Origin of the sequence: Erythrobacter mangrovi, assembly GCF_013260645.1 — a bacterium.
Lineage (GTDB): Bacteria > Pseudomonadota > Alphaproteobacteria > Sphingomonadales > Sphingomonadaceae > Qipengyuania > Qipengyuania mangrovi.
In genome coordinates this window covers 2281289-2294518 of the sequence record NZ_CP053921.1, presented here as the reverse complement: position 1 = coordinate 2294518, position 13230 = coordinate 2281289, and the positions used below count along the sequence as shown (strand labels likewise).

At 62.1% G+C, this 13230-nt stretch carries 13 protein-coding genes; 4 read left to right on the top strand and 9 right to left on the bottom strand.

Translation table 11 applies throughout. The annotated features are described in order from the left end of the window. From HQR01_RS11630 to HQR01_RS11620, 3 genes are read right to left on the bottom strand one after another with little or no spacing between them, the layout of a single operon-like run. Complete coding sequence (locus HQR01_RS11630) at positions 1 to 426, bottom strand: TadE/TadG family type IV pilus assembly protein (protein WP_173215022.1); 426 nt, start codon at positions 424 to 426, stop codon at positions 1 to 3. Further along, the gene (locus HQR01_RS11625; RefSeq protein ID WP_173215021.1) at positions 423 to 902 is read right to left on the bottom strand and encodes a TadE/TadG family type IV pilus assembly protein; all 480 of its coding nucleotides are present in this window, start codon (positions 900 to 902) and stop codon (positions 423 to 425) included. The genes HQR01_RS11630 and HQR01_RS11625 overlap by 4 nt, the downstream gene beginning before the upstream one ends. A gap of 5 nt (positions 903 to 907) precedes the next feature. Next, positions 908 to 2167 (bottom strand): pilus assembly protein TadG-related protein, encoded by a 1260-nt coding sequence (locus tag HQR01_RS11620; RefSeq protein WP_173215020.1) that lies wholly within the window; start codon positions 2165 to 2167, stop codon positions 908 to 910. Positions 2168 to 2407: 240 nt separating this feature from the next. Between HQR01_RS11620 and apaG the strand changes: the two genes are divergently transcribed. Continuing rightward, positions 2408 to 2806, top strand: a complete 399-nt coding sequence (gene apaG, locus HQR01_RS11615) for a Co2+/Mg2+ efflux protein ApaG (protein ID WP_173215019.1) — start codon at positions 2408 to 2410, stop codon at positions 2804 to 2806. Between the two features lie 19 nt (positions 2807 to 2825). Here apaG and HQR01_RS11610 read toward each other — a convergent pair whose 3' ends face one another. The 3 genes from HQR01_RS11610 to HQR01_RS11600 all read right to left on the bottom strand — a co-directional run bounded on the left by HQR01_RS11610 (position 2826) and on the right by HQR01_RS11600 (position 7897). Continuing rightward, positions 2826 to 4130 (bottom strand): SulP family inorganic anion transporter, encoded by a 1305-nt coding sequence (locus tag HQR01_RS11610; RefSeq protein WP_173215018.1) that lies wholly within the window; start codon positions 4128 to 4130, stop codon positions 2826 to 2828. Between the two features lie 105 nt (positions 4131 to 4235). Further along, on the bottom strand, positions 4236 to 5720 hold the full coding sequence (locus HQR01_RS11605) for a Ppx/GppA family phosphatase (protein WP_173215017.1): 1485 nt from the start codon (positions 5718 to 5720) through the stop codon (positions 4236 to 4238). Further along, complete coding sequence (locus HQR01_RS11600) at positions 5717 to 7897, bottom strand: RNA degradosome polyphosphate kinase (protein ID WP_173215016.1); 2181 nt, start codon at positions 7895 to 7897, stop codon at positions 5717 to 5719. The genes HQR01_RS11605 and HQR01_RS11600 overlap by 4 nt, the downstream gene beginning before the upstream one ends. 95 nt (positions 7898 to 7992) lie before the next feature. Here HQR01_RS11600 and HQR01_RS11595 point away from each other — a divergent pair, with 95 nt between their 5' ends. Next, complete coding sequence (locus tag HQR01_RS11595; RefSeq protein ID WP_173215015.1) at positions 7993 to 8778, top strand: LysR family transcriptional regulator; 786 nt, start codon at positions 7993 to 7995, stop codon at positions 8776 to 8778. Here the strand turns inward: HQR01_RS11595 and HQR01_RS11590 are convergent. After that, positions 8775 to 9335, bottom strand: a complete 561-nt coding sequence (locus HQR01_RS11590; RefSeq protein ID WP_173215014.1) for a hypothetical protein — start codon at positions 9333 to 9335, stop codon at positions 8775 to 8777. The genes HQR01_RS11595 and HQR01_RS11590 overlap by 4 nt on opposite strands. A gap of 435 nt (positions 9336 to 9770) precedes the next feature. Here HQR01_RS11590 and HQR01_RS11585 point away from each other — a divergent pair, with 435 nt between their 5' ends. After that, positions 9771 to 10415 carry an outer membrane protein gene (locus HQR01_RS11585; protein WP_173215013.1) on the top strand — a complete coding sequence of 215 codons (645 nt, stop codon included), beginning with the start codon at positions 9771 to 9773 and terminating at the stop codon, positions 10413 to 10415. A 316-nt stretch (positions 10416 to 10731) separates the two neighbouring features. Here HQR01_RS11585 and HQR01_RS11580 read toward each other — a convergent pair whose 3' ends face one another. Together HQR01_RS11580 and HQR01_RS11575 are read right to left on the bottom strand one after the other, a co-directional pair. Then, complete coding sequence (locus HQR01_RS11580; RefSeq protein ID WP_173215012.1) at positions 10732 to 11622, bottom strand: nucleotidyltransferase domain-containing protein; 891 nt, start codon at positions 11620 to 11622, stop codon at positions 10732 to 10734. Between the two features lie 2 nt (positions 11623 to 11624). Then, positions 11625 to 12557 (bottom strand): patatin-like phospholipase family protein, encoded by a 933-nt coding sequence (locus tag HQR01_RS11575; protein WP_173215011.1) that lies wholly within the window; start codon positions 12555 to 12557, stop codon positions 11625 to 11627. 411 nt (positions 12558 to 12968) lie between these two features. On the opposite strand from HQR01_RS11575, the gene HQR01_RS11570 reads away from it, so the two are divergent. After that, positions 12969 to 13211, top strand: a complete 243-nt coding sequence (locus tag HQR01_RS11570) for a S1 domain-containing protein (RefSeq protein ID WP_173215010.1) — start codon at positions 12969 to 12971, stop codon at positions 13209 to 13211. Positions 13212 to 13230 lie beyond the last annotated feature (19 nt).

Below are 13230 nucleotides of genomic sequence, written 5' to 3'. Positions count from 1 at the left end.
CTACGACCCCGCAGCAGCGGGGGGGGCCGCCCCACCTATGGGCAGGTAAACCGTCTTCGTCTGTGTCAGTTCGATGGGCGAAATCGGTGCGAAGGGGATGATCGGCGTCAGCTTGATCGTCATCGTCATCGTTCCCGTTTCGGCGTTGTCGACGATCCCGCGGCTGAAGGTCAGCGTTTCGACGCCATTGGGATCGACGCCAGTGAGGGAATCGAGCGTGCGGTCGAGTACCGCAGTTTCAGTGGCATCCGGATTGACCTTGGCCAGACGCAGTCCCTCGCCCATGGCATTGCGCATCGACCCATTGGCGCCAAGTATCAGGCCGTACTGCACTATCCCAATGATCAGTGCGACCAGGACCGGAATTGCGAACGCGAATTCGATCCCCAAGGAACCCCGCTCATTGCGGACCAGACGAGTGATCATTGCAGCCTCACAACACTGTCACCGGTTACGGTAACGGGGACATAGGTGGCACTTTGGCCGGTAAAGATCGAAGCCATGCCACGCCAGTTGAACCCGGTATCTACGGTCTTGCGGATCGCCACGGTCGCAAAGCGCCGAGTTTCCTGATCGACGGTGCAGTTAGCAGTGAAGCTGGTCTGGGCCGTGCCATCGCATTCGAGGATCAGCCTGACCGTCACATCGCTCGAAGGTTGACCAGAAGCTGCTACGGCTTCGTTGACCAGATCGCTGGTGTTGCCGTTCGGGGGGCGTTTGGCCAGGGCGAAGTCGGTGGTTCGCTGCGCCGCCTGTTCCAGGTCGATGCGCGTCGCCACGATCCTGCTCAAGTCGACCATGCCGAGGAACATGAGTGCAAGCAGCGGCGCGACGAGCGCGAGCTCGACAAAGCCAACCCCGCTCTTGTCGCGGATCAGGCGCTGAATGAAAGCGAAGATCATCGGTCCTACTCCACCACCCTGATGACGCGCGCGGTTCCGACCCATGCGTCGACATCAGCGTTGCAGTTGTTTTCGATATTATTGGTACCGCCGAAACGGATCCGCTCGGTTACGATCAGCAGGCATTGGGCATTCTGGGTTGCTGAACCGTTGTAGGTCAGGTCACCGGTGGGCATGTAGATAATGCCTTCGATGTCGATGTCGGCGCCACCGTTGATCGTGTGCGTGGCTGGCCCGATGGGATCCTGGTAGAACAGGATACCTGCCCACTGGGCGTTCTCGCTTGAAGTCGGCGCAGCAACCTTGAAGGTCGCGGCAGCGTTAATCGAAATCGTTGCAACCGTGGTAGGCGTTAATCCTGTAAGAATGAAGGTGACCCCGCCATCGCCATACAACTGGACATTGGCGCCTGAGTTCACCGTGAACGAACCACCCCGGATAATGTACGTTCCCTTATGCAGGCGCGCTTTGCCCTGAATTTTCAAGCCATTGCAATAGGTGCCGCCAAAGAGCTCAATGTCCTGGTTCGGCAAAACCTGGAAATTGTTGAAGTTACAAGTACTGGCGTCGAAATCCAGATCGCGATCGGCAAGCGGATCCTCCACCGGAAGGCCGTAGGGTACCACTGCGGTGTCGCTGGGAAGGTTGTCGCTACCGTAGTCGATTCCGCCGACGCTGAGCACGAGGTTGCTGTCAAGATAGCTCGATCCGCCAACGTCGACTGACACGCCACCCGGCGAGTTTGAGGCGACTGGACAATCGAGCGAAACATTTGCGCCACCAAAGACCTCAATCCCCGTGCCGCTGGTTGCCGTGGCGATCACGCAAGGTGCGCCGACCGCAATGGCCGTGGCAACTGCGCGCACCCGGATATCTGGAGCGGTCTCAAGGAAAACGCTCGAGAATGGCAGTTTCTGGCTGGTCTTTGCAATAACTTCGATCGCACCGGCGTCACCGGCAAAGGCGCCGGTGGCAGGTGGGGTGTTGATAGCTTCGATCGTGAACGCTGTGTTGGCGGTGCGCGTCACTTCCTGGTTCACAGCCAGTTCCTTGTCGCGATCGAAGGTCATGGCGATGGCGCCTGCCGTGGCGCCGGTATCGACCGCTTGCTGCATCTGGCGTTTCCACAGGTACCACTGGACGGTATCGACCCCGATGCCCGCCGCCGCGACGACGGCGGTGAGTGAAGCACCGGCCAAGATTAACACGTTGCCGCGCTGGTCGCCCCTCAAGCGCTTGAGCAATTTTGCTATCCTGCCGATCATGATCTGCCTTCCGCAAGCCCGTTTCTTCCCATGGTGACCGAGCGGTAGAACCCTGTCGGTTAGCGGTTCGTAATCTGGTGCGGTAAACCGGAATTAACCTTCAAGCGGCTTCGTGCCGCTCCGCGCAGTGCTTTCTTCGCCCGATCTGGCCCTGCCGACCAACGCGCGACGGAGGATAAACCGGGAAATGCAGTGGGGCAGGACTTGCGCTCCCCGGCATGTTTCTTAGTTTATCAGGTGATGAAGGAGCTCTTCCAGCACGCCGCCACGACCCACGGGATTACCGTGCGGGTCGCGGTCAACTTCCTTCCCGAGCAATCACAGCCCGAGGCGGGCAAGTGGTTCTGGGTCTATCACATCCGCCTGGAAAACCACTCGCACGAACGGGTGCAGCTGATCAGCCGCCACTGGCGCATCACCGATGGACGCGGCATGGTCGCGCATGTCGATGGCGAAGGCGTTGTGGGCGAACAGCCGGTGCTGATGCCCGGGCAGAGCCACGACTACGTTAGCGGATGCCCGCTCGAAACGCAGCATGGTTCGATGGAGGGGTTCTATACCTTCCACGCCGAAGATGGCTCGCCGCTCGAGGTGCGCATTCCCTTCTTCCCACTCGCGGCACCGGCAACCGCCGACTGAGGATCGCGTTCGCGCGGAACTAGTCGGGATTGCCTGCATCATCGGCGCTACTGGCATTGCCGTTCCCAAGCGGCGTATGCCATCGCGGGGCGGAGAGCTCGCCGCGCGAAAGGCGCAGCAGCAGTCCCACGATCGTTCCCACGCCAATGGCAATGGTCAGGTCGGCCAGCACGGTCAGCAGGGCGGTCCCGATCAGCAACATCAAGTCCGCTTTGGGCAGGTGCAACCGTTGGCCCCAGCGGTGGGGTTCGCTCATCGTCCAGGCCGTGACGACGAGGAGCCCGGCCAGCGCGGGCAGGGCCAGTTTTCCCGCGAGCCCCGAGGCAACGACCATGGCAAGCAATATCGCCAGCGCGTGGACCATCCCCGCCACCGGCGTGCGCCCGCCCGCATTCACATTGGTCGCGGTCCGCGCGATGGCACCGGTAGCGGGCAAGCCGCCAAACAGTGGCGAAGCGATATTGGCCGCGCCCTGCGCGATCAGCTCGGCATTCGAGCGATGCGCGCCGCCGAACATGCGATCGGCAACGATGGCCGAGAGCAGCGATTCGATGCCCGCGAGGAAGGCGATCGTGAGCGCCGACGGCAGCAGCGCGATGATCTGGTCCAAGCTAATCGAGGGAAGCGACGGGAAGGGGAGGCCGTCCGGCAGCGCCCCATAGCGGGCGGCAACGGTATCGACCGAAGGCATGGCAAGTGCCGCGATCAGGCTCGCCCCGGTCACCACGATCACCAGCCACGGGATCCGCGGGGCCAGGCGGCGCAGGCCAAGAATGGCCGCGACGCTGGCGATGCCCAGCACCAAGGCATTGGTGTCGGTCGATCCCCGCATATCCCACAGGCCCTGCAGCTTGGGAATGAAATCGGCGGGCAGGCTCGGCCCCGTCATTCCGGCGAGGTCCTTGAGCTGGCTCACGGCGATCACCACCGCGATGCCGATGGTGAAACCCTCGATCACCGGCTCCGGAACATGGCGGATCAGGCGCCCGGCGCCAACGAAACCGGCGACGAGCAGGATTAGGCCAGCCATCAGCGTGGCGGTGAGCAGGCCGCCGTAGCCATGTTCGTGGATGACGCCATAGACGACCACGATGAAAGCGCCGGTCGGCCCACCGATCTGCACCCGGCTTCCGCCGAGCGCGGAGATCAGAAAGCCCGCGACCACGGCAGTCACCAGCCCGGCTGCGGGCGGGGCACCCGATGCGATCGCAATGGCAATGCTCAGCGGAAGGGCGACCAGCGCCACCGTCGCACCGGCGAGGCCGTCCGCGCCAAACTGCTGCCAGCTGTAGCTTTGCAGGGTCGTCAGGATTTTTGGTTTCACACCCTGTTCCTAAACACTTGGCCGATTGGGCCCGCAGCACCCTGACCAGAGCGTGCAAGACCTATGACTCCCTGCGGCCGACTTCTGCAAGTCGATCAGATCACACTATCCCACATCGCCAACCTTGATCCGCGGTTCCAGCCCCAGCCAGTCGGCCAGTATCGCCAGTTCGCGTGCGACCGGGCCAGCGGCCAGCGCGGCGCGGCTCTCGTCGAGACGCAGCGTCAACTTCTTCTTCCCGCGCTTGAGCGTGCTGTGCGAGAGCGATTGCCGCGTCCCCGCACCCAGTCGTTGCGCCAGCCGCAGGCCGAGGCCCCAGGTCATCCCTTCGCGCAGGTCATCGTCGCTGGCGAGGGTGCGCAGGCGGTCGGGCAGGTCGGTGCGGCCGAGCGATCCGACCAGCGCAGCGCAGATCATCGCCCTGCCGCGCGGCGACAGGTCGATCCAGCGCTTGTCGAGCGACCATTCGATCGCCTGGTTGAGCCGCAGGTTCGGCTCCACCTTACGCAGGGCAGCGGCCAATTGCGCGGCGGCGATCCGTTTGCGTTCGTCGCCCGGCCTGGCGTTGGCTACCAGATCGGCGGTCCAGGCCGAAACCAGCGTGGCGTCGGTCACGCTGGCATCCTGCGGCGCGGCGAAGGCCGCAACGCCTGCGAGCAACGGGTCGCGCTGCTGCTGCACCGGTTCGAGCCGACCGTAGAGCAGGCCTTCGCGAATGCCCCAGCTCGAGAAGACCAGCGCTTCGGGCTCGAGTTCGGCCAATAGCGGGCGCAGCAGCGCGGCGGCATCGGGCAGATAGCCTGCGCGCATCGCATCGATCCCGCCAATCTGCATCAGCGCTTCGGGGTTCGCATCGATGAGTTCCGTCGCCATGCGGTCGGCATCGGCCAGTGAGAGCACGAAGCCGTGCGGATCGGTCAGCGGATAATCCTGCGCACGCATCGCATAGGCCGCCAGCGCGCGCCAGGTGCCGCCGATCATGTAGAGCGGGCCGGGATGCGCTGCCGCCCAGCCGACACTCCCCAGGGCATCATGGATATGCGCGTCGAATTCTCCCGCCGCGCGCATCCTGGGCAGGCGCAGCGTGCCGAAGGGAAGCGAGGAAGCGTGGTGGCACCGGTTGTCGCGGATCGAGACCAGTTCGAGGCTGCCGCCGCCGAGGTCGGCGACCACGCCATGCGCGCCGGGAAAGGCGCCGAGCGCGCCCTTGGCCGATGCGCGGGCCTCTTCCTCTCCGCTCAACTGGCGCGGGGCGAGACCGAGTTCGGCAACCGCGGCGAGGAAATCGGGGCCGTTTTCCGCATCGCGGGTCGCGGCGGTGGCGACCGTCTGGACATCTTCGATCGCGTGGTCGGCAATGATCAGGGCATAGCGCGCCAGTGCCGCCATCGCCTCGTCCCAGGCCTCTTGCGGGATGCGTCCGGTATCCGAGAGATCGCGACCGAGCCGGGCGGCGACTTTCTCGTTCCACACGGTTTCGGGCGCACGCGCAGTGCCTTCGTAGATCACCAGGCGGACGGTGTTGGACCCGATATCGATGACTGCGCGCGGGGCTGGGAGCGAGCGGCGCGCGCCGCGGCGACGGTTCACGCCTTGGGGCCCATGATCGGACCTTCAAGCGTCAGGCGCGGCACATCCTGCGCCCCGCCAGCCGAACCGCGGCCCGATAGCGAGGGGTTGGCCATGAAGTAATGGTGGCAGTTGAAGCCGCCTTCACCGATCCGCATTCGGCGATACTGGCCATCGGGGTCGAGCCGCCAGCTTCGCTCGGTATCGAGGATATTGGCCAGCATCACCTGATCGAGCAGCTGGTCGTGCACCGTCTTGTTGGTCACGGGGACCATTACCTCGACCCGGTGTTCGAGGTTGCGGCTCATCGCATCGGCGCTGGTGATATAGACCGCGGCGCGCTTGCTGGGCAGCTTGTAGCCGTTGGCGAACACCCACATGCGGCTGTGTTCGAGGAAGCGGCCGATGATCGACTTGACCTGGATATTGTCCGACAGGCCCGGAATGCCGGCGCGCAGCGAGCAGATGCCGCGCACCACCAGCGTGACCCCTACGCCGGCGGCGCTTGCTTCGTAGAGCTTGTCGATCACGCCCTTGTTGGTGATCGAATTGAGCTTGGCCCAGATGCCCGACGGGCGGCCCGCGCGCGCATGTTCGATCTCGCGGTCGATCAAGGCGTAGAGCTTGTCCTGCATCCCCAGCGGCGAGATCGAGAGCTTCTCGAGCTCGGTCGGTTCGACATAGCCGGTGACGAAATTGAACAGCTTGGCCGCGTCGCGCCCCAGCGCCGGATCGGCGGTGAAGAAGCTGAAATCGGTGTAGATGCGCGCATTGACCGGATGATAGTTGCCCGTGCCGAAATGGCAGTAAGTGCGATAGCCGTCCTCTTCGCGGCGCACGACCAGGCTGACCTTGGCGTGGGTCTTCCACTCGGTGAAGCCGTAGATGACCTGCACCCCGGCGCGCTCGAGCTCGTTGGCCCAGTGGATGTTGCGCTCTTCGTCGAAGCGGGCCTTCAATTCGACCACCGCGGTCACCGCCTTGCCCGCTTCGGCCGCCTCGATCAGCGCGGCGATTACCGGTGACTGGTCGCCTGCGCGATAGAGCGTCTGCTTGATCGAGACCACCGCCGGATCGCGCGCCGCCTGGCGCAGGTAATCGACCACCACCTCGAAGCTTTCGTAGGGGTGATGGATGACGATGTCCTTTTCGCGGACGGCGGAGAAGATGTCGCCGTCATGCGCCAGCACGCGTTCGGGGTAGCGCGGGCTGAAGGGTTCGAACTTGAGATCGGGGCGCGGTTCGCTGCAGATCGCCGCGAGGTCCGACAGGCCGAGCATGCCATTGGTCTTGACCGTCATTGCGGTATCGACGTCGAACTGTTCGCGCAGCAGCGCTTCGGCAACCTCGTCGCACTCATCATCGAGTTCGAGCAGCACGACGTGGCCGCGGCGGCGGCGCTGGATCGCGCTGCGGAAGTAGCGGACCAGGTCCTCGGCCTCGTCCTCGACCTCGATGTCGCTGTCGCGCAGCACGCGGAACAGCCCGTCGCCGAGGATCTTGAAGCCGGGGAACAGCAGCGGGGCGAAGCGGACCACCAGCTGCTCGATCGGCACGTAAATCGCCTGCGCACCCGGCACGCGCACGAAGCGCGGCGCGCCGCTGGGGATCAGCACCATCTCCATCAGGTCGGCCTGGCGCTTGCCGCGCTTGAGGCGGAAGATCACCCCCATCCCCATGTTGGCGATGAAGGGGAAGGGATGGCTGGGATCGATCGCCTGCGGGGTGATGATCGGCAGCACCTCGTTCTCGAAATAGCGTTCCAGCCAGGCCTGCTGGTCGGGGGCGAGGTCCTCGACCGTGGCGATCAGCATGCCTTCGAGCGCAAGCAGGCGTCGCAAATCGTCGAGCACCACCTGCTGGCGAATGACCAGCGCACCCAGTTCCTCGCGGATCGCCTCGAGCTGCTGGCGCGGGTCGCGCCCGTCGATGCTCAGCGTTTCGAGCCCGCGGCTGGCCTGGCCTTCGAGCCCGGCGACGCGGATCATCGTGAATTCGTCGAGGTTGCTGGCGGAGATCGACAGGAAGCGCAGCCGTTCGAGCAGCGGATAGGCCTCGTTCTCGGCCTCGGCGGTGACGCGGCGGTTGAACGACAGCCAGCTCAGCTCGCGATTGACGTAGCGCGACTCGGGCGAGTCGAAGCGTGCCGGGGCAGCGGGGGTGGTATCGTCGTTCATTGCCAGCGGTATCCGTGCCATGGGCCCTGTCTGGCGCATGTTGCGGGTGCGTGACAAGGCTCTCGGCGCAAGTCGATCTTGTCTCGCGCCCCCGCATCGCCTAACGCGCGCTTCCGATGAAGCGCACGCACCTGCCTCTCAACGCCCTGCGCGTTTACGATGCCGCCGCGCGGCACCTTTCGTTCACCCGCGCGGCGGACGAGCTTGCCGTGACCCCCGCCGCCGTGGGCCAGCAGATCCGCGCGCTCGAGGATCACCTCGGCACGGTGCTGTTCCGCCGCACCAGCAAGGGGCTGGAGCTGACGCAGGAAGGCGCCGCCGGGCTCGACGCGCTGCGCGAAGGCTTCCTCAAGTTCGAGGAAAGCGTGTCCGCGATGCAGGCGGGGCAGGCCAGCGACAGCTATACCATCGCCTGCCCGCGCGAATTCTACGCGCAATGGCTCGCCCCGCGCCTCGCCGAATTCGGCAAGGCCAATCCCGAGATCAAGTTCACCTTCGTGGCGGACGAACACGCCGACTTTACCGAGGCTAACCTCGATTGCGCGATCCGGCTGGTCGACGGCCCGGGCGATCTGCAGGGGGTCGAGCTCGACGCCGCGCGCCGCGTGACCGTGGCCGCACCGGGCGCGCCCGACCGCTGGATCGACTGGGGCCTGCCGCTGCAGGACGGGATCAGCGCGCATATCTGCGTCTCCAACGCGGGCCAGGCGCTGTCGAGCGCGATGGCCGGGCTGGGCAAGGCGATCCTGCCCGAACTGCTGGCCAAGGACGCGGTCGAGGCGGGCAAGCTCGAGATCCTCGAAGGGCCCGATCCGGGCACGCGCGCCTATTGGCTGGTCGCCCCCACGCCGCAATGGCGGACCAAGAAGGTCAAGGCGCTGGTGGGCTTCCTCACGGCTTAGTCTTTCGCACTCGCCTCCGCGGGTGCGTCCTCGCTAGACGCGCAGCACGCTGCGCCCGCGCGCCGCTTGCGTGCCTCTTCCGCCAGGACCTCCGCCCGAATCCTTTCATAGACCACGTGGCCCGGTTCGAGGTCGCGTACGTCCACCTTGAAGCGCGAGCGATAGGAGAGGACGAAGGCCAGCAGCGAATTGGCGCGCGAATTGTAGCCGTTGTCGGCCAGCGCGCGCTCGATCGCGCAATCCTCCAGCCGCAGCACGCCCCAGGCAAGCGCCTCGTCCCAGGCGGCGGCAAAGCCTTCCGCCCCGGGCCGGTGGCGCAGCTTGTAGAGCGCTTCAAGCGAGCGCCCGATCGACCGCGCCGCCGCCTTGACGATGCCGGTCGCCGCCAGCGTGGCGACGAAGCGGCGCTGCAGCTCGGGCGTGATCGAATTGCGGCGGGGTGCGGCGTGGCGATAGGGGGTGAAGGCGAGGAGCGGATCGTCCTCGTCGGGTAGCGGGCCGACATGGGCAGCGGCGGAGGTCGCCTGGCGGGGAGTGGCGCGGGTGGGTTCGGTCATGGCTCTGATCTCCGAGGCCCAGCCGAGGCAAGCGCGACCGCGCTCCGCCCGGCGTTTGAGGGACCAAAACAAAAAACTGCGAAGTAGGAAAACGGTTCTAGCTGGCGAGGTCACCGAGCCGCAGGCGAGGCGAGGGCGACCGCCCGCCGCGGCTTATGCCGCGAAGCCAAGCCGCACGGATGTGCGGCGCCCGGCATTTGAGGGTGAAACAAAAGAACTCACAGACTCACGGCACCCACAATTCCAGAACGAAAACAAAAACCTGCGAATCGGGCAATGGTTCTCCCGCCTGCTCCCTGTGACTCGAAAGGCACAGAGTGCGTGCGAAGCATTCGCCCAAGTAGAAACCCGATTCACAGCGATTCCGTTCGCGGCTAAATTGGCACCGGGTTCGCCAAGAAAATAAAAAACCCTTCAATTGATCAGGAGCGAACCATGAAGAAGATGCTTTTAGGCGCAGCCCTTGCTGTGGCTTGCCCAAGTGTCGCCCATGCCCAGGACGGTTCCGAAGGTGCATGGTCGGGATTCTATTTCGGCGCAGAGGCTGGCGTAGACAATTACGAGCTGAGTGCCGACACCGACATTGCCGATACCGGCTTCGATGCCTCGTTCGATGGTATCAGCGGCGATGGCGTCGCCGGTGGCGTATTCGCCGGCTATCACATGGGCTTCACCGGCGGTTTCCTTGCCGTGGAAGGCTTTGCGGGGCTGAGCGATGCCAGCATGGGTGCTTCGATCAGCGACGGTGTCGATACTTTCTCGCTGACGGCCAAGGCGAAGGAATCCTATGGCATCGCGGCCCGGCTGGGCGCCAAGGTTTCGCGCAGCACCGCCGTCTATGTGCGCGGCGGCTGGATCAACACCAAGTTCAAGGTCACGCTGAGCGATGGGGTCGATACCCTTTCCGAAAGCGAGACCGAGGACGGGTTCCAGTACGGTGCGGGCATGGAAACGATGGTGGGGGCCAATATCGCCCTGCGCGCCGAATATGTGATCAGCGATTATAGCGGTGCCGGGCTGGGCGATGGCGTCAGCCTCGACAACGGCAGCTTCCGTGCGGGGATTTCGCTCCGCTACTGAGCGACTGTGGTGTTACTTGCGAAGGGCCGGGGCGAAAGCTCCGGCCCTTTTGCTTTGGGTAGGGTGCTCGGACACAGACGGAACCTCTCAAACTGGCGCAATAACCGAGCCGGAGGCGAGGCGAGGGCGACCGCCCGCCGCGGCTTATGCCGCGAAGCCAAGCCGCACGGACGTGCGGCGCCCGGCGTCTGAGGGACGAAAACAGGAAACCGCGGCGCCAAGATGCTTTGTGGCCAATGGATTTAGGCTTCGGGAGAGAGGTACAAAAGACCTATTCTTGTGCAACGTCTCATACCGCATTGCGAACGCAAATTTGCTAGTGCTCGCGCCAGTAGCGGATGGCCTGAGTGACGAATTCGTCAAACTTCTCTCGTCGCCAAGTGACCGGAGAGCTTGGATGAAGAAGCTTGTAGAGTTCATTTGCGCAAACCAGTTCGTCGCGATCGCACGTGGCGAACCAGTCTAACGATCCGGCGATGGTATCCCGGTGACTATTTGAAAAGATATGATTCGGAACATTAAACATGGCGCCCTCCAGAAAATAGGATGGAGCCAGATTATCGGCTATATATCCCTCGTCGATCATCGCATTTCTGTAGTTTTTTAATACTCGAACATTTGGCTTGAAGTTCTGCATCGTGTTTTGATTTTTTGCAGAACAGTTTGAACGATGCTGTTTTGGAAAATTGATGATACGCGTGCCGTCATTCGTCCAAAAGACGATGCCCGTGTGGTATCCTTGGTCTGACGGTGTGTGATACCGATAGTATCGGCGAAATTGCGCACAAGCTAACACGTCGGCGTCTCGGCGATACGTATTGCCTGGGACGAATATGGCCTTGTTACCAGCGCTCACGCCGTCGCCAAAGCAACGCTTCAATTGAAGCGTGACATCCCTTTTGAAATCCTCATAGCCGTATGTTGCAGCGATAAAGCCCTCATTGTAAGCCCTAAGGTCTTCGGGGCTCAGTTCGTCCGTGTCTGAATAATAAGTCCCAGTCAGAGCTTGGACAATATCCACATCGCTGTCGCTGATTATGTTCGTGTGGTTCGCATATGAGCCTTGCAGAAAATTCTCGGTAGATTTTCCGAAGTATCCAGATTCAGGTTGATTGAGGCAGTTTTTCACCGCCTCGTATGTCTGTTGAGATTGTGCGACAGAGCCCTGTCTGGCCCAGCCTTGCAGCGTAATTTCTGATGGACCCACAACTAAATTCCCAAAAGTGCAGCTATAGCCTTTTCGTTTGATCCGAAAGACTCTGAACCACGCTGGAAAATTAGATTTAGTTTAGCAAGATTGCTTTCAAACATATCTGTGGCCATTTCCGGTTTGGAATAGGATTCGTCAATCCTTACCGTGGCGACATCGGAGTAGGTAAGCTGGCGTAGCTGCTCCATCGAGTTTATATTTGCTTCGAGAGTTTTCTGGAGCAGTTGGACAGAAATAAGTTTGCTGACCATTTTGGAGAGATCGAAAAGGCCCTTCTTCGGTTCAGGATAATTTCCGCAACCAAGACTTAGAACTCGTAGATTGGCTCTAGACACATTCAAAGCATACAAAGCATCCGCGATTGCATAGATCACTGGATTGTTTGCGCAGAACCCGCCATCGATCGCTTCGACTTGCTTTTGGTCCTTTGTCACCAACATTTTGCGCTTGAAGAAGGGGTAGGCAGAGCAGGAAGCAATCACTGCATCACCAATTGAAACTCCAAATCCGGGTGTGAATGTCGCTCCCCGGCCAAATGCCAAACTAGCATCTGATTTGAAGATGAGCGGTTTTTCAAGCTCCCAATTCGTTGCCACAATTCCGAGGCGGGTCTGCAAATTTTCGAACGAGGAGTTCCCGAACACGACCCTAGCAAGGCTCTCCAATTCTGCGCTTTTTCCAGAAGGTAAGCGGGCCTTCATCACAGGCGTGACATACGCTTTATATAGCTCATGAATCTGATCAACGCTCCGGCCTTCAGCAATCAATGCTGCGATGATCGATCCAGTACTGGTTCCGTAGATAAGATCAAAAAGCTGACTGAGCGGCTTTCCGGCTGCTGCCTCCAGTTCCGTGAGTATTCCTAGCGTATAAAAGCCTTTGGCCCCTCCGCCATCCAAGCTCAATACTTTGAATATGCTCGTATCAGTCATGTCACCTCGGTGACGAAAGTTTGAGCGTGTTGCAAGCCAACCATCACCCTTGATCCCCGCACCCCATCCCAATCCGCGCGCACCCATCCGGCGTAGGATTCGTCCAACACCGGTCAGATAGAGCTGAACATTGCCGGTTATGTCCCGGGGGCCTGATGCTGATGCACCGAGGCTCTTTTCTATTGCAGCGAGATCGGTCTCGTTCGGCCCACCGCAACCCCAACATTCCGCCCATCCACCCCCCCCCGTCGCCCTTGTATCGCGGGGTTTCCACCCCATCTAACACTTAGCTACCAGTCGCGATCGACGGTCCTTGGGGCGCATTGCCCCTCCTTCTTTCCTTTTCGCCTCTTAGCCCCGCGCACAAGCGGTCGCTTATGATTGCCCGCGCGAAACGGAAGGAATTCCACCATGTCACATTATGGCAATATCAAGAGCTACGACGCCAACAAGGGTCGCGGCATGATCTCACCCGAAAAGGGCGGCGAACCGATTGCGTTCGTCAAGGCCGACCTCCAGCAGGAAGCGGCCGAACCCAAGCAGGGCCAGCGTTTCGGTTATGAAACCAGGCAGGTCGACGGCGCCAAGCCGGAGGCCTTCAACCTGCAGCCGCAGCAGGGCCAGCGCGAGCAGGCCAGCCAGCAGCAGGGCTAAACACCAGGTGGCCCGGGCG

Excerpts from the sequence above, each read along its gene's own strand:
- HQR01_RS11585 (WP_173215013.1), top strand. The coding sequence starts at position 9,771 with ATGAAGAAGATGCTTTTAGGCGCAGCCCTTGCTGTGGCTTGCCCAAGT.
- HQR01_RS11570 (WP_173215010.1), top strand. The coding sequence starts at position 12,969 with ATGTCACATTATGGCAATATCAAGAGCTACGACGCCAACAAGGGTCGC.
- HQR01_RS11630 (WP_173215022.1), bottom strand. The coding sequence starts at position 426 with ATGATCACTCGTCTGGTCCGCAATGAGCGGGGTTCCTTGGGGATCGAA.
- HQR01_RS11595 (WP_173215015.1), top strand. The coding sequence starts at position 7,993 with ATGAAGCGCACGCACCTGCCTCTCAACGCCCTGCGCGTTTACGATGCC.
- HQR01_RS11590 (WP_173215014.1), bottom strand. The coding sequence starts at position 9,335 with ATGACCGAACCCACCCGCGCCACTCCCCGCCAGGCGACCTCCGCCGCT.
- HQR01_RS11625 (WP_173215021.1), bottom strand. The coding sequence starts at position 902 with ATGATCTTCGCTTTCATTCAGCGCCTGATCCGCGACAAGAGCGGGGTT.
- apaG (WP_173215019.1), top strand. The coding sequence starts at position 2,408 with ATGAAGGAGCTCTTCCAGCACGCCGCCACGACCCACGGGATTACCGTG.
- HQR01_RS11600 (WP_173215016.1), bottom strand. The coding sequence starts at position 7,897 with ATGGCACGGATACCGCTGGCAATGAACGACGATACCACCCCCGCTGCC.
- HQR01_RS11620 (WP_173215020.1), bottom strand. The coding sequence starts at position 2,167 with ATGATCGGCAGGATAGCAAAATTGCTCAAGCGCTTGAGGGGCGACCAG.
- HQR01_RS11575 (WP_173215011.1), bottom strand. The coding sequence starts at position 12,557 with ATGACTGATACGAGCATATTCAAAGTATTGAGCTTGGATGGCGGAGGG.